At 72.3% G+C, this 20,521-nt stretch carries 21 protein-coding genes; 7 read left to right on the top strand and 14 right to left on the bottom strand.

What is annotated here, in order from left to right:
* Positions 1–42 precede the first annotated feature (42 nt).
* Entirely contained in the window at positions 43–276 is a 234-nt protein-coding gene (locus tag ACFWEG_RS21380; RefSeq protein WP_387217466.1) for a glucose PTS transporter subunit EIIB, read from the bottom strand.
* Between the two features lie 178 nt (positions 277–454).
* Between ACFWEG_RS21380 and ACFWEG_RS21375 the strand changes: the two genes are divergently transcribed.
* A complete protein-coding gene (locus tag ACFWEG_RS21375; RefSeq protein WP_387217463.1) occupies positions 455–1,747 on the top strand; it encodes a PTS transporter subunit EIIC in 1,293 nt (430 codons plus the stop codon).
* A gap of 243 nt (positions 1,748–1,990) precedes the next feature.
* Positions 1,991–3,238, top strand: coding sequence for a PTS transporter subunit EIIC (locus ACFWEG_RS21370; protein ID WP_387217461.1), 1,248 nt, complete (start codon positions 1,991–1,993; stop codon positions 3,236–3,238).
* 72 nt (positions 3,239–3,310) lie between these two features.
* On the opposite strand, the gene ACFWEG_RS21365 is transcribed toward ACFWEG_RS21370, so the two are convergent.
* Complete coding sequence (locus ACFWEG_RS21365; protein WP_387217459.1) at positions 3,311–4,063, bottom strand: MBL fold metallo-hydrolase; 753 nt, start codon at positions 4,061–4,063, stop codon at positions 3,311–3,313.
* Positions 4,064–4,237: 174 nt separating this feature from the next.
* On the opposite strand from ACFWEG_RS21365, the gene ACFWEG_RS21360 reads away from it, so the two are divergent.
* Entirely contained in the window at positions 4,238–4,708 is a 471-nt protein-coding gene (locus ACFWEG_RS21360; RefSeq protein WP_387217456.1) for a type II toxin-antitoxin system PemK/MazF family toxin, read from the top strand.
* 362 nt (positions 4,709–5,070) lie between these two features.
* Here the strand turns inward: ACFWEG_RS21360 and ACFWEG_RS21355 are convergent, their stop codons facing one another.
* The 7 genes from ACFWEG_RS21355 to clpS form a co-directional block, all read right to left on the bottom strand.
* Entirely contained in the window at positions 5,071–6,024 is a 954-nt protein-coding gene (locus tag ACFWEG_RS21355) for a PLP-dependent cysteine synthase family protein (RefSeq protein WP_387217453.1), read from the bottom strand.
* Entirely contained in the window at positions 6,024–6,302 is a 279-nt protein-coding gene (locus ACFWEG_RS21350; protein WP_387217450.1) for a MoaD family protein, read from the bottom strand. The genes ACFWEG_RS21355 and ACFWEG_RS21350 overlap by 1 nt, the downstream gene beginning before the upstream one ends.
* A gap of 105 nt (positions 6,303–6,407) precedes the next feature.
* The gene (locus ACFWEG_RS21345) at positions 6,408–6,515 is read right to left on the bottom strand and encodes a putative leader peptide (protein WP_387217448.1); all 108 of its coding nucleotides are present in this window, start codon (positions 6,513–6,515) and stop codon (positions 6,408–6,410) included.
* Between the two features lie 134 nt (positions 6,516–6,649).
* Positions 6,650–7,072, bottom strand: a complete 423-nt coding sequence (locus ACFWEG_RS21340) for a Mov34/MPN/PAD-1 family protein (RefSeq protein ID WP_387217446.1) — start codon at positions 7,070–7,072, stop codon at positions 6,650–6,652.
* Positions 7,073–7,179: 107 nt separating this feature from the next.
* Positions 7,180–8,628 carry an amino acid permease gene (locus ACFWEG_RS21335; RefSeq protein ID WP_387217444.1) on the bottom strand — a complete coding sequence of 483 codons (1,449 nt, stop codon included), beginning with the start codon at positions 8,626–8,628 and terminating at the stop codon, positions 7,180–7,182.
* A 344-nt stretch (positions 8,629–8,972) separates the two neighbouring features.
* Positions 8,973–9,566: a DUF2017 domain-containing protein gene (locus tag ACFWEG_RS21330; protein ID WP_387217442.1), complete on the bottom strand. Its 594-nt coding sequence runs from the start codon at positions 9,564–9,566 to the stop codon at positions 8,973–8,975.
* Positions 9,566–9,880 (bottom strand): ATP-dependent Clp protease adapter ClpS, encoded by a 315-nt coding sequence (gene clpS / locus ACFWEG_RS21325; RefSeq protein ID WP_387217440.1) that lies wholly within the window; start codon positions 9,878–9,880, stop codon positions 9,566–9,568. Before clpS ends, ACFWEG_RS21330 begins: the two co-directional genes overlap by 1 nt.
* Positions 9,881–9,978: 98 nt before the next feature.
* Here clpS and ACFWEG_RS21320 point away from each other — a divergent pair, with 98 nt between their 5' ends.
* A complete protein-coding gene (locus ACFWEG_RS21320; RefSeq protein WP_387217438.1) occupies positions 9,979–11,313 on the top strand; it encodes a nicotinate phosphoribosyltransferase in 1,335 nt (444 codons plus the stop codon).
* Positions 11,314–11,391: 78 nt separating this feature from the next.
* The gene (locus tag ACFWEG_RS21315; RefSeq protein ID WP_387217436.1) at positions 11,392–11,976 is read left to right on the top strand and encodes an isochorismatase family protein; all 585 of its coding nucleotides are present in this window, start codon (positions 11,392–11,394) and stop codon (positions 11,974–11,976) included.
* Positions 11,977–12,244: 268 nt separating this feature from the next.
* On the opposite strand, the gene ACFWEG_RS21310 is transcribed toward ACFWEG_RS21315, so the two are convergent.
* Together ACFWEG_RS21310 and ACFWEG_RS21305 are read right to left on the bottom strand one after the other, a co-directional pair.
* Complete coding sequence (locus ACFWEG_RS21310; protein WP_387217434.1) at positions 12,245–12,553, bottom strand: hypothetical protein; 309 nt, start codon at positions 12,551–12,553, stop codon at positions 12,245–12,247.
* A 105-nt stretch (positions 12,554–12,658) separates the two neighbouring features.
* Positions 12,659–14,953: an immune inhibitor A domain-containing protein gene (locus ACFWEG_RS21305; protein ID WP_387217468.1), complete on the bottom strand. Its 2,295-nt coding sequence runs from the start codon at positions 14,951–14,953 to the stop codon at positions 12,659–12,661.
* Between the two features lie 570 nt (positions 14,954–15,523).
* Here ACFWEG_RS21305 and ACFWEG_RS21300 point away from each other — a divergent pair.
* Positions 15,524–15,784, top strand: a complete 261-nt coding sequence (locus ACFWEG_RS21300; protein WP_387217432.1) for a hypothetical protein — start codon at positions 15,524–15,526, stop codon at positions 15,782–15,784.
* Between the two features lie 75 nt (positions 15,785–15,859).
* On the opposite strand, the gene ACFWEG_RS21295 is transcribed toward ACFWEG_RS21300, so the two are convergent.
* Together ACFWEG_RS21295 and ACFWEG_RS21290 are read right to left on the bottom strand one after the other, a co-directional pair.
* Positions 15,860–16,639 carry an RDD family protein gene (locus tag ACFWEG_RS21295; RefSeq protein WP_387217430.1) on the bottom strand — a complete coding sequence of 260 codons (780 nt, stop codon included), beginning with the start codon at positions 16,637–16,639 and terminating at the stop codon, positions 15,860–15,862.
* An 86-nt stretch (positions 16,640–16,725) separates the two neighbouring features.
* Positions 16,726–18,216, bottom strand: coding sequence for an RDD family protein (locus ACFWEG_RS21290; protein ID WP_387217428.1), 1,491 nt, complete (start codon positions 18,214–18,216; stop codon positions 16,726–16,728).
* A 212-nt stretch (positions 18,217–18,428) separates the two neighbouring features.
* On the opposite strand from ACFWEG_RS21290, the gene ACFWEG_RS21285 reads away from it, so the two are divergent.
* Entirely contained in the window at positions 18,429–18,908 is a 480-nt protein-coding gene (locus ACFWEG_RS21285; protein WP_387217426.1) for an SsgA family sporulation/cell division regulator, read from the top strand.
* A 49-nt stretch (positions 18,909–18,957) separates the two neighbouring features.
* Here ACFWEG_RS21285 and ACFWEG_RS21280 read toward each other — a convergent pair whose 3' ends face one another.
* A complete protein-coding gene (locus tag ACFWEG_RS21280; protein WP_387217423.1) occupies positions 18,958–20,325 on the bottom strand; it encodes an FAD-binding oxidoreductase in 1,368 nt (455 codons plus the stop codon).
* Between the last annotated feature and the right edge of the window lie 196 nt (positions 20,326–20,521).

The raw sequence follows: 20,521 nt of genomic DNA, 5'->3' as shown, positions 1-20,521 counted from the left end.
CCCCCGGCGGACGGGGGCGGGCCCTTCGAGGGAGGCGGGGACCTACATCATGTCCTCGATGTCGGCCGCGATCGGGTCCGCGTCGGTGCCGATGACGACCTGGATCGCGGTGCCCATCTTGACGACGCCGTGCGCGCCGGCGGCCTTGAGGGCGGCCTCGTCGACGAGACCGGCGTCCTTGACCTCGGTACGCAGGCGCGTGATGCAGCCCTCGACCTCTTCGATGTTGTCGATACCGCCGAGCCCGGCGACGATCTTCTCAGCCTTGGTGGCCATGTCTGACTCCTCGTTAAAAGTCCTGGCCGGACCCAACAGTCCGTTTTCTTAACGTAACGCACGTTCGGACCACTTATGCGAGCGGTCCACCGCACCGCGCCACAGGATGGCGACTACCAGCACCATGTCGCCGTAAGTGGTCTACACCAGTCTACGGTGCGGAACCGGAAGGACGCCGATGAGCTCCACCAACGCCGCGGCCGCGCAGCGGGTGCCCTGGCACCAGGGCCTGCTCAGCTTCCTGCAGAAGATGGGCCGCAGCCTCCAGCTGCCGATCGCCGTGCTCCCCGCGGCGGGCATCCTGAACCGCCTCGGCCAGCCGGACGTCTTCGGCGACGACGGCCTCGGCTGGACCGACGCGGCGAAGGTGATCGGCGGCGCGGGCGGCGCACTGCTGAACAGCTCGCTCGGCCTGCCGCTCCTGTTCTGCGTCGGCGTCGCGATCGGCATGGCGAAGAAGGCGGACGGCTCGACGGCGCTCGCGGCGGTGGCGGGCTTCCTCGTCTACTACACCGTGCTGCAGCAGTTCCCCGAGGACTGCCCCGACGGCTCCAAGGAGGTCGCGGTCGGCTGCCTGGCGGGCGACGGCACGGCGAGCGCGTTCGTCTACCAGAACCCGGGCGTCTTCGGCGGCATCGTCATGGGCCTGCTGGCCGCGTTCTTCTGGCAGCGCTACCACCGGGTGCGGCTGGTGGACTGGCTCGGCTTCTTCAACGGCCGCCGCCTCGTCCCGATCATCATGGCGTTCGTCGCGATCGTCTTCGCCGCGCTCTGCCTGTGGGTCTGGCCGGCCGTCGGCAGCGCGCTGGACAGCTTCAGCGACTGGCTGACGGGACTCGGCGCCTGGGGCGCGGGCATGTTCGGCGTCGCGAACCGCGCCCTGCTCGCCGTCGGCCTGCACCTCGTGCTCAGCGTGCCGATCTGGTTCCAGTTCGGCAGTTACGAGAAGCCGGACGGGACGATCGCCCGCGGTGACATCAACATGTTCCTCGCCGGCGACCCGAACGCGGGCCTCTTCACCACCGGCTTCTTCCCGATCATGATGTTCGCGCTGCCCGCGGCCTGCCTCGCCATGGCGCACTGCGCCAAGCCGCACCTGCGCAAGCAGACGACGGGCCTGATGGTGTCGCTCGCGCTGACCTCATTCATCACCGGCATCACCGAGCCGATCGAGTACTCGTTCATGTTCCTCGCGCCCGCGCTCTACGCGGTGCACGCCCTGCTGACCGGTGTCTCGATGGCGGTCACGTGGGGGCTCGGGGTCAAGGACGGGTTCACGTTCTCCGCGGGGCTCATCGACTACGTCATCAACTGGAACCTGGCGACGAAACCGTGGCTGATCATCCCGATCGGGCTCGTCTTCGCGGTGGTCTACTACGCGGTCTTCCGGTTCGCGATCACAAAGTTCAACATCCCCACCCCCGGGCGCGAGGACGACGCGGAGGAGCGGGAGGCCGAGAACGTGAAGTAGCGGGCGGCACGGAGTCCGCGACTCCGGTTGTCCTCGAAGCCCCCTGGAAGCACGGGTTCCAGGGGGCTTCGGCACGTCTTGTCCCGGTGTGACCCAGGCCATGAAATCCGCAGGTTCCTTATGTATCCCCGACCGTGCTACAACAGGTCTACACCAGTGAGTGGTGTAGACCATCTGGCTGCCGCGGCCTCCCCATCATCTTCACCAGGGCTTTGCGGCACCCGTACGCGCATGGAGATGCACATGAGTACCGCGACCGAGTCGGCCGCGCCCGCGAAGAAGCGGGGCGCCGGCCTGTTCCAGGGCCTGCAGAAGGTCGGCCGCAGCCTCCAGCTGCCGATCGCCGTCCTTCCGGCGGCGGGCATCCTGCTCCGCCTCGGTCAGCCGGACGTCTTCGGCGACGACGGTCTCGGCTGGCACAAGGTGGCCGCCGTGTTCGCCACCGCCGGCGGTGCCGTCTTCGACAACCTGCCGATGCTGTTCTGCATCGGCGTCGCCATCGGCTTCGCCAAGAAGGCCGACGGCTCGACGGCCCTCGCCGCCCTGGTCGGCTTCCTGGTCTACAAGAACGTGCTCACCGCGTTCCCGATCACCGAGGCCAAGGTGCAGAAGGGCGCGGACGTCGCCGCGACCTACAACAACCCGGGCGTCCTCGGCGGCATCATCATGGGTCTGCTCGCCGCCGTCCTGTGGCAGCGCTTCCACCGCACCAAGCTGGTCGACTGGCTCGGCTTCTTCAACGGCCGCCGCCTCGTCCCGATCATCATGGCGTTCGTCGGCACGCTGGTCGGTGTGGTCTTCGGCCTCGTCTGGGAGCCGATCGGTGAGGCCATCAGCAACTTCGGCGAGTGGATGACGGGCCTCGGCGCCGTCGGCGCGGGCCTCTTCGGCCTGATCAACCGCGCGCTGATCCCGGTCGGCATGCACCAGTTCGTCAACACCGTCTCCTGGTTCCAGATCGGCGACTTCACCAACGCGGCCGGCGAGGTCGTCCACGGTGACCTCAACCGCTTCTTCGCCGGTGACCCGAACGCCGGGATCTTCATGTCGGGCTTCTTCCCGATCATGATGTTCGGCCTCCCGGCCGCCGCCATCGCCATCGCGCACAGCGCCCGCCCCGAGCGCCGCAAGGCCGTGATGGGCATGATGGTCTCGCTGGCCCTGACCTCGTTCGTCACCGGTGTGACCGAGCCGATCGAGTTCTCGTTCATGTTCATCGCGCCGGTGCTCTACGCGATCCACGCGGTCCTGACGGCGCTCTCCATGGCGGTCACCTGGGCGCTCGGCGTGCACGCGGGCTTCACCTTCTCCGCGGGCTTCATCGACTACGTGCTGAACTGGAACCTCGCGACCAAGCCGTGGCTGATCATCCCGATCGGGCTCGTCTTCGCGGTCGTCTACTACGTGCTCTTCCGGTTCGCGATCACCAAGTTCAACCTCACCACCCCGGGCCGCGAGCCCGAGGAGGAGATCGAGGACATCACCAAGTGACGCAGTAGCGGCACGGCGAAGGGGCCCGGAACCGTCCAACGGTTCCGGGCCCCTTCGTCGTCGCGCCGGCGCTCAGACCTCGTACACCGCGCCCGGCGCCGCGAGGTCGACCGGGCCCGCGTACACCGCGCGCGCGTCCGTGCGGTTCTGCTCGGCGTCGGTCCACGGCGGGATGTGGGTGAGGACGAGGCGGCCGACGTTCGCGCGGGCCGCGTGCTCGCCGGCCTCGCGGCCGTTGAGGTGCAGCTCGGGGATGTCCTCCTTGCCGAGCGTGAACGCGGCCTCGCAGAGGAACAGGTCGCAGCCGTCGGCGAGTTCGTGCAGCGCGTCGCAGACGCCGGTGTCACCGGAGTAGACGATCGACCGGCCGCCGTGCTCGATGCGGATGCCGTACGCCTCGACGGGGTGGGACACCCGCTCGGTGCGGACGGAGAACGGGCCGATGTCGAACGAGCCGGACTTCAGGGTGTGGAAGTCGAAGACCTCGCTCATCGCGTGCTCGTGCGGGGTCGACGCGTGCGCCGAGGTCAGGCGCTCCTCGGTGCCCTCGGGGCCGAGCACCGGGATCGGCTCGCAACGGCCGCCGTCGGGGCGGTAGTAGCGGACGACGAAGTACGCGGCCATGTCGATGCAGTGGTCCGCGTGCAGGTGGCTGAGGAAGATCGCGTCGAGGTCGTAGAGGCCGCAGTGGCGCTGCAGCTCGCCCAGGGCGCCGTTGCCCATGTCGAGCAGCAGCCGGAAGCCGTCGGCCTCGACGAGGTAGCTCGAGCAGGCCGAGTCCGCGGACGGGAAGGACCCGGAGCAGCCGACGACGGTGAGCTTCATGGAGCGGGGACCTCCGCGGGCATCGGTGGACACGGGGGGTCGTGCGATCTGTCGAGCGTACGGCGCGGAGGTACGGGCTGTGCCCGCGCGGAGGCCCGTTGTGGGGCAACTCACCTGCGGTGTCACGCGTTCGGGGGGAGCGCGGGCGGAGGCGCGCGCCGGTAGCCTCGGGGCATGCAGATGTGGTGGTGGGCGCTGGGTGCGGTCGTCCTGCTCGCGCTGGTCGCGGCGGTCGTGGACGGACGGGGGCGGTCGTCGCGGCCCGGTGGGCGGAACCGGTCGTCCCGGCCGGAGGGGCGGACACGGCCGCCGCGGGGGCCGTCGCGGCCGTCGTCGTCGCGGGGGCCGCGGGCCGGGGACATCTGGTGGGCGATGGTGCCCTACGAGGACGGGGCGGGGGCGAAGGACCGGCCGTGCCTGGTGCTGTCCGTGGGGGCGCGGTCGGCGCGGGTCGCGAAGATCACGACCCGCGATCCGGGTGCGCGGCCCGGGGTCGTCGCCCTGCCGGCGGGGACGGTCGACGACGCGCGCGGTCGGGCGAGTTTCCTCGAGACGGACGAGGTCCGCAAGGTCCCCCTGCGCGACTTCCGCCGCCCCGCCGGCACCCTCCCCACGGACCTCTGGTCCCAGGTCCGCCCGCGCTGAAGGCCCGGCCCGTTCTTCTCCCCCACCCGCCCCTTCCCCCAACCCTCGCCGGGCGGCTTCGCGCCTGCCGGCGCGGATACCGGGCTCCGCCCGGCGGCCTCAATCGCCGGCCGGGCTGAGATTTTGTGCGGCTGGGCCGAGAATGCGCTGCTCGCGCTGAGATCGTGCCGCTCGGCGTCGTGGTCCGCCCCACCGCTGTGGGCAATCGTGCCGCAGGGCGAGTGGGGCCTCCCCTGCTCGAGCGGAGCCGAGAGCTCGGGGAAGGGTGGGCACAGCCCACGGTGCCGAGCGCCCAGCGACCGCACGCGCCCACCGCGGTCGGCCCCCGCCCCGCAGGGGCCCCGCGGCGCAGCCGCCTTCGGCTACGCCCAGAGTTGGCCGCGGAGGGTTTCGATGGCGACCTCCGTGGTCTCCGCGGTGTAGACGCCGGTGGAGAGGTACTTCCACCCGCCGTCGGCGACGATGAAGGCGATGTCGGCGGACTCCCCCGCGGCGAGCGCCTTGCGGCCGACGCCGATCGCCGCGTGGAGGACCGCCCCGGTGGAGACGCCGGCGAAGATGCCCTCCTGCTGGAGCAGCTCCCGCGTCCGCAGCACCGCATCGGCGGAGCCGACGGAGTAGCGGGTGGTGAGGACGGACGCGTCGTAGAGCTCGGGGACGAACCCCTCGTCGAGGTTGCGCAGCCCGTAGACGAGGTCGTCGTAGCGCGGCTCCGCGGCGACGACGCGGACGTCGGGCTTGTGCTCCCGGAGGTAGCGCCCGGCGCCCATGAGCGTGCCGGTGGTGCCGAGACCGGCGACGAAGTGCGTGATGGAGGGGAGGTCCGCGAGGAGCTCGGGCCCGGTGGTGGCGTAGTGCGCCCCCGCGTTGTCGGGGTTGCCGTACTGGTAGAGCATCACCCAGTCGGGGTTGTCCGCCGCGAGCTCCTTGGCGACCCGGACCGCGGTGTTGGAGCCGCCGACCGCGGGCGAGGGGATGATCTCCGCGCCCCACATCCGCAGCAGCTCGCGCCGCTCGGAGGACGTGTTCTCGGGCATGACGCAGATCATCCGGTAGCCCTTGAGCTTCGCCGCCATGGCGAGCGAGATCCCGGTGTTGCCGGAGGTCGGCTCGAGGATGGTGCAGCCGGGGGTGAGCCGGCCGTCCTTCTCGGCCTGCTCGACCATGTGCAGCGCCGGCCGGTCCTTGATCGAGCCGGTCGGGTTGCGGTCCTCCAGCTTCGCCCAGATCCGCACGTCGTCCGACGGCGAGAGCCGGGGCAGCCGGACCAGCGGCGTGTTGCCGACGGCGGCGAGCGGGGAGTCGTAGCGCGGCATCAGCGCATGCCGCCGGCCACGGCCGGGAGGATCGTGACGTTGTCGCCGTCGTTGAGCTTGGTGGAGATGCCGTCGAGGAAGCGGACGTCCTCGTCGTTGAGGTAGACGTTCACGAAGCGGCGGAGCTGCTCGCCGTCCACGATGCGGGCGCGGATGCCCGGGTGGCGGGTCTCCAGGTCGGCGAAGAGGTCGGTGAGGGTCGCACCCTCGCCCTCGACGGCCTTCGCGCCGTCGGTGTAGGTGCGGAGGATGGTCGGGATGCGGACCTCGATGGCCATGGCGTGGGCTCCAGTCGTGATGCGGGGAGAGAAAGGGGGGCTGTGCGTCCGGGGGCGCGCCCGTGCCCGGCCCCGCGGTGGGGCGGGCGGAGGCGGGGCGACTCGTCAGTCGGTACGACAGATGGCGCCGGCGATCCGGCACAGGTCGACGTGCAACCGCGCGACGAGCAGCGGTGTGCTCGGCGTCGTTTCGCTCACGTCGTGGAGAACCATGCGGTCATCGTATCGATTCCCGGTCCGGATCCCGATATGTGATCTCAGTAGGCGGACGCCTTTGTCTCGCGGGCCGGACGGCGCCGCGTGCGACCGCCGTCCCGCGGGCCCGCGCCCCCTCCCCCGGCCCTCGCTCAGTACGCCTCGACGACCTCGACCGGCTCCTCCGTGATCTCGCCGTCCACGATGCGGTACGAGCGGAACTGGAAGGGGCCGGAGCCGTCGGTGTCGGCGGTGGAGACCAGGACGTAGTGCGCGCCGGGCTCGTTGGCGTAGGTGACGTCGGTGCGCGAGGGGTAGGCCTCGGTGGCGGTGTGCGAGTGGTAGACGATCACCGGCTCCTCGTCGCGGTCGTCCATCTCGCGGTAGAGCTTGAGCAGGTCGCCGGAGTCGAACTCGTAGAACGTGGGCGAGCGGGCGGCGTTCAGCATCGGGACGAACCGCTCGGGGCGGCCCTGGCCCTCGGGTCCGGCGACCACACCGCAGGCCTCGTCGGGGTGGTCGGCGCGCGCGTGGGCGACGATCTGGTCGTACAGGGCCCGGGTGATGGTCAGCATGGGGTGAAGCATAAGCAGAAGGGCCGCCGCGTACCGAGGGGTGGTACGCGGCGGCCCGAGGGGTGGGACCGGGCGGGCCCGGGGAGGGCCGCCACGGTCCGCGGAGGTCAGTCGCGCGGGGCGACGGCCTCCTTGCGGGCGAAGGTGTCGGGGTTGCGGCCCTTGATCACCAGGTAGGCGACGCCGAGCGCGGCGGCCCAGAACGGGGCGGCGTAGAGCGAGATCCGCGCCTCCTCGTCGATGCCCATCATCACGATGACGAGCGCGATGAACCCGAGCGCGAACCAGCTGGTGTACGGGGCGCCGGGGGCGCGGAACTCCGACTGCGGGAGCTCGCCGCGGTCGGCCTTGGCGCGGTAGCGCAGCTGGCTGACCAGGATCATGATCCAGGCCCACATGCCGGAGATGGTCGCGAAGGAGACGACGTAGTTGAACGCGTCGCCGGGCCACTGGTAGTTGATCCAGACGCCGACCAGCATGAGCGAGGCGGAGAAGGTGGTGCCGACCAGCGGCAGGCCGTTCCTCGTCAGCTTGGTGAAGAACTTCGGGCCCTGCCCGTTGAGGGCCAGGTCGCGCAGCATCCGGCCGGTGGAGTACATCCCGGAGTTGCAGGAGGACAGGGCCGCGGTCAGCACGACGAAGTTGACGATCGCGGCGCCGATGCCGAGCCCCATCTCCTCGAACGCGGCGACGAACGGCGAGACACCGGGCTCGAACGTGCTCCACGGGACGACCGAAAGGATCATGATCAGCGCGCCGACGTAGAAGACGGCGATGCGCCACGGCACGGTGTTGATCGCCTTCGGCAGCACCTTCTTCGGCTCCTTGGCCTCGCCCGCGGTGACGCCGACCAGCTCGACGGCGAGGAAGGCGAACATGACGATCTGGAGCGTCATCAGCGTGCCGCCGATGCCCTCGGGGAAGAACCCGCCGTCGTTCCACAGGTTGGCGACGGTCGCGGTGTCGCCTGCGTCGGAGAAGCCGAGGGTGAGGATGCCGAGGCAGATCAGGATCATGCCGACGATCGCGGTCACCTTGACCATCGAGAACCAGAACTCCAGCTCGCCGAAGAGCTTCACGGAGATCAGGTTGGCGCCGTAGAGGACGACGGTGAAGGCCAGCGCGGAGATCCACTGCGGGATGTCCCACCAGTACGTCATGTACGTGGCGGCGGCGGTGACCTCGGTGATGCCGGTGACGACCCAGAAGAGCCAGTAGGTCCAGCCGGTCACGAACCCGAAGAACGGGCCGACGAACTCCCGCGCGTACTCGGAGAACGAGCCGGAGACGGGGCGGTACATGAGCAGTTCGCCCAGCGCCCGCATGATGAAGAAGATGACCAGGCCGGCGATCGCGTACGCCAGGATCAGGCTGGGCCCGGCGCGGTCGATGGCCTTGCCGGCGCCGAGGAACAGGCCGGTGCCGATGGCGCCGCCGATGGCGATCATCTGGATCTGCCGGGCGCCGAGGGCGCGGGTGTAGCCCTCGCCGGACGTGGTGCCGTCCGCGGTCAGGGCCTCGCTGCCGTTGTCGTGCTGGTCGACCGCTTGGGTCATGGGTGCTGCGCCTTTCTCCATACCGGTCCGCGGCCTTCTCTCGGCCGTCGGATCGGGTCGCGATCCCCCCGGATGTACGTGCTGGAGTGCCTGACGGTGTCTGCCGGCGCCCCGGCCGGGACATGGGTGGCGTCCCGGCAGGTGGTCCGGAAGATCTATCACGGCGGGCGGGAGGCGACGGGCGGCCCGTTGTGGCGCACGTCACGGGAAGATTCGGCCAAAAAGGACGGGCATGGGTGAACCGCGCGAGGGCGGTGATGCGATCGTTACCCCGATTTGAGCGTTCGCTGAGCGAACGAAGATCACGGCGGGGTCTCGGCGCGCTCCCCCGCCGCGCGCCCGGCTCAGACGAGCAGGGTGTCGACCAGGCTCTCCTGGAGCCCGCCGAGCCACAGGTAGGCCATCACCATCGGCTTGCGCGGGTCGTCGTCCGGCAGCCGGTACAGCTCGCCGCTCTCGTCCTCGTCCGTGATGTCGAGTCGGGAGGCAACGGTGAGCCGCAGGTCGTTGAGGGTGCCGAGCCAGCTCCGCGAGCCCTCGGCGTCGAGGGTGAGGACGGTGACGCCGTCGTCGCCGGGCACGGCGAGCGCGTCCAGGCTGCGGACGACGGCGAGCGCGTCCTCGCGCTTGCGGGTACGCAGGTCGGGCTCGGTGAAGCGGCGGAACTCGGCAGCGTACGACCGGAGTTGCTCGTCGTCGCCGGAGGACTCGGGGCCGCCGTAGGCGTCGGGGAAGAGCCGGGCGAGGGCGGGGTCGGCGGGCGGCTCGCTCGGGCCCTCGTTGAACAGCGCCTCGAACGGGTCCTGGTCCTCGCTCTCCCCCGGTCCGATCAGCTCCAGGAGCTGCACGCCCAGCGAGCGCAGGATGGAGATCTCGACGGCGTCGAGGACGACGGCGGCGCCCGGCCCCTCGGGAGCCGGCTCGAACAGGCCGGGCATCAGCCGCGGTCCTGCGTCAGCGTCGCCCAGAGCCCGTAGCCGTGCATCGCCTGCACGTCGCGCTCCATCTCCTCGCGGGTGCCGCTGGAGACCACGGCGCGGCCCTTGTGGTGCACGTCGAGCATCAACTGGTGCGCCTTGTCCTTGGAGTAGCCGAAGTAGCTGCGGAAGACGTAGGTGACGTAGCTCATCAGGTTGACCGGATCGTTGTGCACCAGCGTCACCCAGGGCACGTCCGGCTCGGTGACGGCGAACGCCTGCTCGGCGGACTGGGGGACTTCGATCTCTGCGGGGGCCACACTCACGGCTCCCATGCTGCCACCCGGCACCGCGAGACGCACAAACGGCCCGCCCCGACCGCCGGGCGCGTACATCTCGTCAGTTTGACGAGATGTGGTGTAGCGTCGTCGTCATGAACACTTCCGACGCCGAGGGCGGGCGGCGCGTGGGCGTGCCGTCGACCGCGCTGTTCACCGACCAGTACGAGCTGACGATGCTGCAGGGCGCGCTGAAGGCGGGCACCGCGGACCGGCACTCGGTCTTCGAGGTCTTCACCCGCCGGCTGCCCGAGGGCCGCCGCTACGGGGTGGTGGCCGGCACCGGCCGCGTCCTGGACGCGGTGGCGAACTTCCGCTTCGACGCCGACGTGCTGGAGTTCCTCGGCTCGCGCGGCATCGCGGACGCGGCGACGCTCGACCGGCTGGCCGACTACCGCTTCACCGGCGACATCTGGGGCTACCCCGAGGGCGAGGTGTACTTCCCCGGCTCGCCGGTCCTGCGGGTCGAGGGCTCGTTCGCGGAGTGCGTCGTCCTGGAGACGGTGATCCTCTCGATCCTCAACCACGACTCCGCGATCGCCGCGGCCGCCTCCCGGATGTCGTCCGCCGCCGCCGGCCGGGGCCTCATCGAGATGGGCGCCCGCCGCACCCACGAGCTGGCCGCCGTCGCCGCCGCGCGCGCCGCCTACGTCGGCGGCTTCCACTCCACCTCCGACCTCGCCGCCGGCTACCGCTACGGCATCCCCACCGTCGGCACCTCCGCGCACGCCTTCACCCTGCTCCACGACAGCGAGCGCGACGCCTTCACCGCGCAGGTCGACGCGCTCGGCCGGGGCACGACCCTCCTCGTCGACACCTACGACGTCGCCGAGGCGGTCCGCACGGCCGTCGAGGTCGCCGGGCCCGAGCTCGGCGCGGTCCGCATCGACAGCGGCGACCTGCTGCTCGTCGCCCACCGGGTGCGCCAGCAGCTCGACGAGCTCGGCGCGACCGACACGAAGATCGTGGTGACGTCCGACCTGGACGAGTACGCCATCGCCTCGCTCGCCGCCGCGCCGGTCGACGCCTACGGGGTCGGCACGCAGCTGGTCACCGGCAGCGGGCACCCCACCTGCTCGATGGTCTACAAGCTGGTCGCCCGGGCCACCACCGCGGACCCCGCCGCCGAGCTCGTGCCCGTCGCCAAGAAGTCCACCGGGGGCAAGACCTCCATCGGCGGCCGCAAGTGGGCCGCGCGGCGCACCGACGCGGCCGGGGTCGCGGAGGCGGAGGTCATCGGCACCGGGCCGGTGCCCGAGGACCTCGCCGAGCGGCAGCTCCTCGTCGAGCTGGTCCGCGGCGGCGAGATCCTCGGGCGCGAGCCGCTCGACGCCGTCCGCGACCGGCACGCCGCCGCGCGGGCCGCGCTGCCGCTCTCCGCGACGCAGCTCTCGCGCGGCGAGGCCGTCATCCCCACCGAGTACGTGTGACCACCACCGGTGGTTGAAGCCCGCAGATACGGGAATCCATCGACGGTCGCCCGCGACCGCGAACCGGAGGAGACGCCCATGCGCCGCGCCTTGATCGTCGTCGACGTCCAGAACGACTTCTGCGCCGGAGGGAGCCTGGCCGTCGCCGGCGGCGCGGACGTCGCCGCAGCGATCACCGAGCTGATCGGGGCGGCGACCGCCGGCTACCGCCACGTCGTCGCCACCCGCGACCACCACGTCGATCCCGGCGCGCACTTCTCCGACACCCCCGACTTCGTCGACTCCTGGCCCCGGCACTGCGTCGCCGGCACCGAGGGGGTCGGCTTCCACCCCAACTTCGCCCCCGCGGTCGCCTCCGGCGCGGTCGACGCGGTCTTCGACAAGGGGGCGTACGCGGCGGCCTACAGCGGGTTCGAGGGGCACGACGAGAACGGCGACACCCTCGCGGCCTGGCTCCGCGCGCGCGACGTCACCGAGGTCGACGTCGTCGGCATCGCCACGGACCACTGCGTGCGCGCGACCGCGTTGGACGCGGTGCGCGAGGGTTTCGCGGTGCGCGTCCTCCTCGACCTCACGGCCGGGGTCGCCCCCGAGACCACCGAACGCGCCCTCGCCGACCTGCGCGCGGCCGGCGCAGAGCTGACCGGCAAGCCGGTGGTGTAGGGCCGAAGGATTCCGCGCGGGTGCGTCGTGGCTGGTCGCGCCCACGCGGCGGAGCCGCAGATCGATGCGGTCCCGCGCCCCTGAAGCGGACTTCGTCCGCCCAGGGGCCGGGCGGCACGCGGCGCAGGCCGCAAAAAGTCTCAGCCCGGCCGGCGTTTGAGGCCACCGGGCGGAGCCCGGTACCGCGCCGGCAGGCGCAATGGCGCCCGCCGAGGGACTTGGGGAAGGGGCGGGTGGGGGGGAAAACCGGGGCGGAGCCCCGGAACCCCTAGGGCTGGGCGACCAGCAGCGTGCGGATGGGGTGCCAGAGTTCGCCGCGGTCGTCGGGCGAGGTGCGCCAGACGAGGCCGTCGGGGTGGTGGAGGACCGCGGTGACCTCGTCCGGCGAGGGCGGCTCCGCGTTGCCGCGGAGGTAGACGGCCCGCAGACCCAGGTTGCGGAGCCGGGTCAGCGCCCGGGCCCGGTTCAGCGCGTGCACCAGCACGCGGACCCTCCCCCCGTCCCCACCCGGACTCGGCAACGAGACCGCGACCACCATCCTCCCGTCGGGGAGTCTGCAGAACCCGCCACCCGCCATCACGCCTCCTCCTCGTCCGTGTCAATAAGCCGCACTCAAACACGATCGGCCGCCGCCCGCTAGAGGGCGACGGCCGATAACGCTCTGACCTGGGGTTACACCGGACTACCGGCCCGAGGGCCCGACGTGCACGGTGATCGAGGACCCGCTCGGCGGCTGGCCGACGACCGTGATCCGGGTGTTGGTGTCAGTGACCTTGACACCCGCGGTCCCGTTCTCCGGATACCAGTAGGTGCCCCGCCGGTCGTCGAACACCGGCGTCCCCGGCTTGGGGCCGATCCGCGTCGGGACGTCCGCCTTGTGCAGCGTCATCCCGCTCTGCGGCCACCAGCCGAACGTCGAGTCGAACGCCTGGATCCGGTTCCGCATCAGCGTCCCGTCCGCCCACTTCAGCGGCTTCGCGTTCGCGTCGACCGGCAGGATCAGGCCCTCGCCCGGGTGCACCCCGGTGTTGTTGTCGCTCTGCGAGGTGTCCCACTTCCAGATCAGGAGTCCGTTCTGGTAGCGGTAGTGCTCGACCCAGTCCGGCCGGGTGGTGGCGAACCCGAAGTTGTACGGGCCGGTCTTCAGCGTGGTGTCGTAGGACACGTACTGCCGGTTCTCGGCGATGTAGTACTGCGGGTAGTCCTCGGTGAACGAGGCCCCGATGCGGGTGAAGCCCTTCGGCGTCCAGCCCGCGTCGTCGCCCTCCGCGCCGTCGGTGAAGAGCGCCGCGCCGTCCGCGGTGACGCTGATCGCGTCGGCCGCGAAGCCGAGGCCGCCGGCGCCGCCGTCGGTGGCGTAGCGGAAGCGCAGGTCGATCTTCTTGCCCGCGTACGCGTCGAGGGAGTACGCCAGCTTCTTGTACGCGCCGGAGACGCCGGTCAGCGCGGGCTTGTTCCCGCCGTCACGGGTGATCGGCGCGCCGTCGGCCGTGCCGTCGAGCGGGGTGAAGTTCGCGCCGCCGTCGGTGGAGACCTCGGCGTAGAGGTAGTCGTACCCCTTCTCGATGTCCCACCAGCCGTCGAGGGTGAGCGACGCCTTCGCCTTGCCGGTCAGGTCGACCGGCCGGGTGAGGGTGTTCTTGAGGTCGTCGCCGGCCCCGGACCACCACTGCTTCGTGCCCTCGGTGGGCGTGGCCACCTCGGTCGTGACGGGCTTCGCGGGCAGCTCGACGACGAGCGCCTGCGGCAGCTTGGTGTTGTACGCGGAGACGCCGAGCTTGTGGGTGGAGCGCGTCGCGGCCTTGGCCGTGTCGTAGTCGAGCCAGCCGAGCTGGAGCTTGTCCCAGGCGGTCATGTCGCCGGGGGTGTCGCCGATCTCGCCCTGGCCGCGGCCGAGCCAGGAGCCGGACGACATCAGCGACCAGAAGCCGGTGGAGTTCTCGCCCCGGCCGGAGGTGTCGTAGAGGTCGGGCAGGCCGAGGTCGTGGCCGTACTCGTGGGCGAAGACGCCGAGGCCGCCGTTCTCGGGCTGCACGGTGTAGTCGCCGACCCAGACGCCGGTGTCGCCGATCTCGGTGCCGCCGGCCTTGTTGGCGGCGGGGCCGGTGCTGCCGGCGTCGCTGCCGTAGGCGTACCAGCGGTGGGCCCAGATCGCGTCGGTGGCCTGCGCGCCGCCGCCGGCGGACTCGTCCTCGCCGGCGTGGACGAACTGGAAGTGGTCGATGTAGCCGTCGGGCTCGTTGAAGTCGCCGTCGCCGTCGAAGTCGTAGCGGTCCCACTTGTCGTAGGCGGCGAGGTCGGCCTTGATCTGCGCGGCGGTGCGGCCCTTGGCCTCCTGGTCGGCGACCCAGGCGTTGACGCCGTCGCGGACCGCGTCCCAGACGCTGGAGCAGGTGGTGTCGCCGCAGTAGTTGGAGCCGTAGCGGGCCTCGTTGTAGTCCAGCTTGACCCAGTCGGAGACCTGGCCCTCGACGGAGTAGCGGCCCGAGGACGTCTTCTCGTAGTACGTCTTCAGGGAGTCCTTCGGGCTGCCGTCGGCGTTCTTGCCGGTGCCGAAGTACAGGTCCTGGAAGTGCTTCTGGTCGTAGTCCGCCTGCCAGGCCGTGCTGTTGTCCTTCGCACGGTCCGGCTTGGCTATGGAGTTGTGCAGCGGTCCTGGCGTGCCGCCGTACTTCGGCTTCAGGTCCGGGGTGTCGTCGTCCTCGCGGTCGACGAGGGTCGTGTCGTCGACCTTGTCGCCGAACTCGACCAGGATGGTGAAGATCTTGTCCGTCTTCTCGCGGCCGAGCTCGACGTACTTCTTGTCGTCGAGCTTGACCACCTTGGAGCCGTCGCGCTTGACGACGGCCTTGTCGCCCGAGATGACCTGCTCCAGGGCCGACTGGCGCTGGGCGGCCTGCTTCTCGCTGAACGGGCCTTCGAGGTCGTGCTCGGTGTGGGCCCCGCCCTTGGCCGGCGCCGGGTCGACGCGGTCGATGCGCGCGGGGCGGTCGTCCTCGGCCTGTGCGGTGGTGAAGGTCGCGGCCGCGGCGGTGGGGGGGGGGGGGGGGCCCCCCCCCCCCCCGGGGGGGGGGGGGGGGGGGGGGGGGGGGGGGGGGTTGGGGGGGGGGCCCCCCCCCCACGGCGGTGGCTCTGACGGCCTTGCGTGTGCTGGTCACTTGGTGGTGTCCTCCCCGGCACCCGCGGGTTCCGCGGACCGAGGTGGGGGGCCGCGTGCGGCGTGCGCGTCACAAGTGACAGCATTCGACCGGAGCCGCTCGGGAAAAGACAGACCTTGACTTGTTCGCCTCAAGTGCGATACCCGGGAGGCGAGTTGCGCTATCCGGACACTTCGCCGCGGCACTTTGCCGATTCTTGCCCTGGGCAACGGAGTTCGGCCGGAAGGGCGTTCACCGGGACCCGTTCGGCAGCCGGGTCGCAAGGGGTGACTCCGTGCGCCCCCTCGTGCACCCGTACCGTGGGTGAGGTCACGCTTACCTCCGGTTCCCCCCGGGCATGCAGCGTCGTAGAGTCGAGCCCGAGTTGCCAGCCTTCAGGGAGTGCCCCCATGCCTCGTCCGAACGCCGCCCAGCTCGTCTACGGCTCCGCCACCGTCGTCTGTTCCGCCTTGCTGATGCTGCTGCTGTCGGGCGCGTCCTCGGTCCTCGGCGTCGCCGCCGTCGTCCTGGTCGCGACCGCGCTCGGCGTCCTCGTCGCCGTCAAGGTCCCCGCCGCCCGCGCGCCCTACGTGCTCGACCCCAGGGTGCCGGAGCGGGTCCGGGCCGGTGCGGGGTCGGAGAACAGGGTGGCGGCCGGGGTGCGGCGCTGAGGCGTCCGCACCGTGCGCACGTGAGGAAGGGGCGGGCCGCTCGGGCCCGCCCCTTCGTGCCGTGCGCGTCGCGGCTCAGGTCGCCTTGACCACGACCGTCTTGGCGGCCTTCTCGTGCAGGCCCTGCCGGTAGGGCTTGTCGAAGATGCTCCAGCCGCCGCAGACCGCCGTCCAGATGCAGGCGCAGCAGAAGACGGCGGGCAGCCAGAGCACCACCGCGCGCAGCAGCGAGGCCTGCATCGGCGGGTTGGCGCCGTTGTCCAGCATCGCGGTGCGCAGGCCCATGACGCGCTTGCCGACGGTCTGGCCGTTGCGGGACGTCATCACCGTGTCGTAGCCGACGTAGAGGACGGCGGCGACGAGCGACTGCAGCAGGTTCCGGCCGACGTTCATGTCGTCGGCGTCGTAGTCGTAGCGGAAGCCCCCGAAGATCAGGGAGATCAGGAAGACGACCGCGGCCACGATGACGATGTCGATGATCCGCGCGAGAAGCCGTCTGCCCGGCTCGGCCAGCGGCGGCATCCCCGCCAGCGGGTCCGCGCCGCCGTAGGCGCCGCCGTACGCGTTCGGGTCGTACGGGGGCGGCGGGGCGCCGCCGGGACCGCCGGGCGGCGGGGCGGACCCGTACGGGTTCCCCGCGCCGGGCTGACCCGCGCCGGGCTGACCCGCGCCGGGACCCGGCGGGGGCGGCGGGGGCGTGCCGTAGGGGTCGCCCGCGCCGCCGGGGCCCGGCGGGGGCGGGGTGGCACCGTACGGGTCGCCGCCGGACCCGGACGGCTGCTGCGGCTCCGGCGGCGGCTTGCGGAACGGATCGTCCCCGGACGGCTCTTCGGGCGGCGGCGGTAGCGTGGTCATGCCCCGAGTGCACCCCGGGGCCCCCGGAACCGCACCCGGGACGCGGCCGTCCGGGTGGGCGGGCCCCCGTCCGGGTGGGCGGGCCCTCAGGAGCGGGCGGACCTGCGGCGGTTGGAGGGGCCGGCGACGAAGGTGCCGGCCGCCTTGTCGTGCCAGCACTGGCGCCAGGGGCGGTCGAAGAGGCACCAGAGCACGTTCAGGACGCCGACGGCCAGCAGGCCGAGGAGGCAGTACACCAGCCAGCGGCCCAGCGCCGCGCCGAAGCCGGGCGGGTCGTGCGACTCGATGCCCGTCACCCGGATGCCGCACAGCTTCTTGCCGAGCGTGCGGCCCCAGCGGCCGGTCGGCACCGCCTCGTAGAGCACGCCGAGGACCAGCAGAAGGCCGAGGACCGCGGCGGCGTGGCCGCCGGTGGTGCCGTCGAGCAGCCAGACGGTCCGGGTCTCCCCGGTCAGCTCGGCGGCGTCGATCTTCGCCTGCACGTGGTCGACCGCCGCGCCCACCAGCGGGACGGAGGCCGCGGCGACAGCCGCGCCGAGCACCGCAGTGTCGACGGCCCGGGCGACCAGCCGGCGGCCGAGGCCGGCGGGCCTGGCGGCGGCCCGGGCCTGCGCGGCCGCCTGGAAGGGGTCCCGGTCGACCGGCCGCCACGGGGTCGCGGTCGGCTCCGGGGCGGACTCCGTCCGCGGGTCCGGCGCCTCGGCCGGCTCGGCCCGGGGGCTCGGCTCCGGCCGCGTCCGGGGGGTCGTGCGGGCGCTCGTACGGGCCGGGCGCTCCGGGGTGAGCCGGTGCGCCTCCTGCGCCCAGGACGCGGCCCCGCCCCCGGGTCCGGTGGTGACGGGGCCGACGGGCGCCTCGGGCGCGGCCTCCGCCTCCGCGGCGCTCGCGTGCTCCGCGGCCGGGGCGGTGCGTTGCGGGCCGAGGGACAGCGTGCCCTCGCCCTGGCTGGTCGCCTCCGTCGTGCCGAGGCCGCCGGGCCCCGCGACCCCGTCCCACGGGTCGCGCGCGGCGGGCCGTACGGGGTCGGCGGGGGCGGCGGCCTGCGCGACGGCGGGAGCGGGCGCCGCGGGGGCACCGCCGTCCGCGGCGGCGTGCTCGGCCGGGTGCGCGGCGGGCTGCGGGGCGGTCTGCCCCGCGGCCTGCGGGGCGTTGCCCCAGGAGATCCGGCGGTCCGGCTCCCCGCCGAAGCCCGTCTGGCGGGCGGTGTTCGCCTGCCAGGCGGTGGCGGGCTCGGGGCGGCTTCCGTGCAGGTCGGACGGCTGGTGGGCGGCCGGCTCCGCGGGGTGGGCGCCCCTGCGCGGCTCCTCGTCGAAGAAGACCGGCCCCGTCTCGTCCACCACCGCGACCTGGGTCGGCGCGGCGGGCGAGGGCGCGGGGGCGGCGGGGAACGCCGTACGGGCCGGGACCGCGGAGGCCGGGGGCTCCGGCATCGGGTCGCCGCCCTTGGGCGCGGGTCGACTCGTGCCCGGCACCCACGCGGCACCGTTCCAGTACCGGATGTAGCCCGGGATGGACGGGTCGGGGTAGTAGTCGGCGCGTGGGCCGGCCTCGCCGGGGGCAGGAGTCGGGGCACTCATGGAGTCACATCTACCAGAGCGGCGCCCGGCGCAAGGCCGGTCCGCGCGTACCCGTCACATCGCGGCTCGGAACGCGATAGAGGGACACATGCGGACCCGGATTCGCATCCGGTGAAGGAAAACTCCGGAAGTCGCGTAATGACCGGCGAACGGCGCGGTCTCTTCCTGTGCGGGCCCGCCGCAGGGCCCACGTTCCGAGGAGAGGAATCGTCATGCAGCACACCGTGGTGGAACGCGAGTTGGAGCTGAACCTGGTGCTCTCGCCCGAGCGCACGCTCCCCGTGCCGGCGCGGCTCGTCTACCGGACGGACGACCCGTACGCCGTCCACGTCACGTTCCACGTGGGGACGTCGCACCCGGTGCACTGGACGTTCGCGCGGGAGCTGCTGGTGGAGGGGGTCTTCCGGCCGTGCGGGCACGGGGACGTGCGGGTGTGGCCGACGAAGGTGGAGCGGCGCAACGTCGTGCTCATGGCGCTGAGTTCGCCCGACGGGGACGCGCTGCTCGAGGCGTCGGCGGTGGCGGTCTCGGCGTGGCTGGAGCGCACGCTGAGGGTGGTGCCGCCGGGGTCGGAGGCGGGTCGCCTCGGCCTCGACGAGGGACTCGCCGAACTCCTCGCGCCGCTCCCGGCGGACGAGCTGTACCTCCGCGACCCCTGGCCCTCCGACGAGTCCCCGTCCGACGGGGGGTGACCCGCACTCACGTACGGGGTGGCGTGCGCGGCCACGGCGATGACTCCGCTCAGAACAGCTTGCCCGGGTTGAGGATGCCCTGGGGGTCGAAGGTCTGCTTGATGCCCCGGTGGAGTTCCAGGGCGACGGGGCCCAGCTCGCGGGCGAGCCAGTCCTTCTTGAGGACGCCGACGCCGTGCTCGCCGGTGATGGTGCCGCCGAGGTCGAGGCCGAGGGCCATGATCTCGTCGAAGGACTCGCGGGCGCGGCGCGACTCGTCCGGGTCGTTCGCGTCGAAGCAGACGGTGGGGTGGGTGTTGCCGTCGCCCGCGTGGGCGACGACGCCGATGGTGAGGTCGTACTTGTCGGCGATCGCGGCGGTGCCGTTGAGCATCTCGGCGAGGCGGGTGCGGGGGACGCAGACGTCGTCGATCATCGTGACGCCGCGGACCGCCTCCAGGGCGGGGAGGGACAGGCGGCGGGCCTGGAGGAGGAGCTCGGACTCCGACTCGTCGTCCGCGGGGACGACCGTCGTCGCACCGGCCTGCTCGCAGAGCGCGCCGACCGCGGCGAGGTCGGACGCGGGGTCGGGGGTGTCGAAGGCGCACAGCAGGAGCGCCTCGGTGGTCTCGGGGAGGCCCATGTTCGCCATCGCGTTGACGGCGTGGACCGTGGTGCGGTCCATCAGCTCCAGCATGGACGGGGTGTGGCCGCCCTCCATGATCCGCACGACCGCGTCGCACGCCGCGGCGACGGAGTCGAACTCCGCGGCGAGGACGAGCTGGCGGGGCGGCTTGGGGCGCAGGCCGAGCACCGCCTTCACGACGATGCCGAGGCTGCCCTCGGAGCCGACGAACAGGCGGGTCAGGTCGTACCCCGCGACGCCCTTCGCGGTGCGCCGGCCGGTGCTCAGCAGCCGGCCGTCGGCGAGCACCACGTCCAGGCCGAGGACGTACTCCGCGGTGACCCCGTACTTCACGCAGCACAGGCCGCCGGACGCGGTGCCGATGTTCCCGCCGATCGTGCAGGTCTCCCAGCTGGAGGGGTCCGGCGGGTAGTACAGGCCCCGCTCCCCCACCGCGCGCGACAGGTCCGCGTTGACCACGCCGGGCTCGACCACGGCGATGCGGTCCGCCGCGTTCACCTCCAGGATGCGGTCCATCCTGATCAGGCTGAGCACGATGCAGCCGTCCGACGCGTTCGCCGCGCCCGACAGGCCCGTCCGCGCGCCCTGCGGCACCACCGGAACGCCCAGCGCGCTCGCCGTCCGCATCACGTGCCGGACCTGCTCCACGTCCCGCGGCAGCACCACCACCGCGGGGGTGCCCGCGTCGCAGAAGCTCGCCATGTCGTTCGCGTACGACGCGGTCACGTCGGGATCGGTCAGCACGGCCTCCGCGGGGAGGCCGGCCCTCAGCATCACCAGAAGATCATCCACACGTCCAGCGTCTCAGGGCGGCGCGGCAATGGGAAGCGCCCAGCCGCACTCAACCGGCCTCCGGCCGGAGCGCGGCTTCGCCGCGGGGGGGGGCGACCGGGGCGGGTGCGAACAACGCTGCGCTGGGCACTGTGGGCTGTGCCCACCCGTGCCGCCCTGCGGCACGATTGCCCACAGCGGGGGGCGGCGTCAGCCG

It is taken from the genome of Streptomyces sp. NPDC060194, from assembly GCF_042728285.1.
Classification (GTDB): Bacteria; Actinomycetota; Actinomycetes; order Streptomycetales; family Streptomycetaceae; genus Streptomyces.
This window is presented reverse-complemented; position numbering and strand designations above follow the sequence as displayed.

Bases quoted from the DNA above. Each gene is read 5' to 3' on its own strand.
- clpS (WP_387217440.1), bottom strand. From the start codon at position 9,880: ATGGGAGCCGTGAGTGTGGCCCCCGCAGAGATCGAAGTCCCCCAGTCC.
- ACFWEG_RS21315 (WP_387217436.1), top strand. From the start codon at position 11,392: ATGCGCCGCGCCTTGATCGTCGTCGACGTCCAGAACGACTTCTGCGCC.
- ACFWEG_RS21320 (WP_387217438.1), top strand. From the start codon at position 9,979: ATGAACACTTCCGACGCCGAGGGCGGGCGGCGCGTGGGCGTGCCGTCG.
- ACFWEG_RS21345 (WP_387217448.1), bottom strand. From the start codon at position 6,515: ATGGTTCTCCACGACGTGAGCGAAACGACGCCGAGCACACCGCTGCTC.
- ACFWEG_RS21300 (WP_387217432.1), top strand. From the start codon at position 15,524: ATGCCTCGTCCGAACGCCGCCCAGCTCGTCTACGGCTCCGCCACCGTC.
- ACFWEG_RS21375 (WP_387217463.1), top strand. From the start codon at position 455: ATGAGCTCCACCAACGCCGCGGCCGCGCAGCGGGTGCCCTGGCACCAG.
- ACFWEG_RS21355 (WP_387217453.1), bottom strand. From the start codon at position 6,024: ATGCCGCGCTACGACTCCCCGCTCGCCGCCGTCGGCAACACGCCGCTG.
- ACFWEG_RS21290 (WP_387217428.1), bottom strand. From the start codon at position 18,216: ATGAGTGCCCCGACTCCTGCCCCCGGCGAGGCCGGCCCACGCGCCGAC.
- ACFWEG_RS21340 (WP_387217446.1), bottom strand. From the start codon at position 7,072: ATGCTGACCATCACCCGGGCCCTGTACGACCAGATCGTCGCCCACGCG.
- ACFWEG_RS21360 (WP_387217456.1), top strand. From the start codon at position 4,238: ATGCAGATGTGGTGGTGGGCGCTGGGTGCGGTCGTCCTGCTCGCGCTG.
- ACFWEG_RS21365 (WP_387217459.1), bottom strand. From the start codon at position 4,063: ATGAAGCTCACCGTCGTCGGCTGCTCCGGGTCCTTCCCGTCCGCGGAC.
- ACFWEG_RS21380 (WP_387217466.1), bottom strand. From the start codon at position 276: ATGGCCACCAAGGCTGAGAAGATCGTCGCCGGGCTCGGCGGTATCGAC.
- ACFWEG_RS21350 (WP_387217450.1), bottom strand. From the start codon at position 6,302: ATGGCCATCGAGGTCCGCATCCCGACCATCCTCCGCACCTACACCGAC.
- ACFWEG_RS21310 (WP_387217434.1), bottom strand. From the start codon at position 12,553: ATGGCGGGTGGCGGGTTCTGCAGACTCCCCGACGGGAGGATGGTGGTC.
- ACFWEG_RS21295 (WP_387217430.1), bottom strand. From the start codon at position 16,639: ATGACCACGCTACCGCCGCCGCCCGAAGAGCCGTCCGGGGACGATCCG.
- ACFWEG_RS21330 (WP_387217442.1), bottom strand. From the start codon at position 9,566: ATGCCCGGCCTGTTCGAGCCGGCTCCCGAGGGGCCGGGCGCCGCCGTC.
- ACFWEG_RS21335 (WP_387217444.1), bottom strand. From the start codon at position 8,628: ATGACCCAAGCGGTCGACCAGCACGACAACGGCAGCGAGGCCCTGACC.
- ACFWEG_RS21285 (WP_387217426.1), top strand. From the start codon at position 18,429: ATGCAGCACACCGTGGTGGAACGCGAGTTGGAGCTGAACCTGGTGCTC.
- ACFWEG_RS21370 (WP_387217461.1), top strand. From the start codon at position 1,991: ATGAGTACCGCGACCGAGTCGGCCGCGCCCGCGAAGAAGCGGGGCGCC.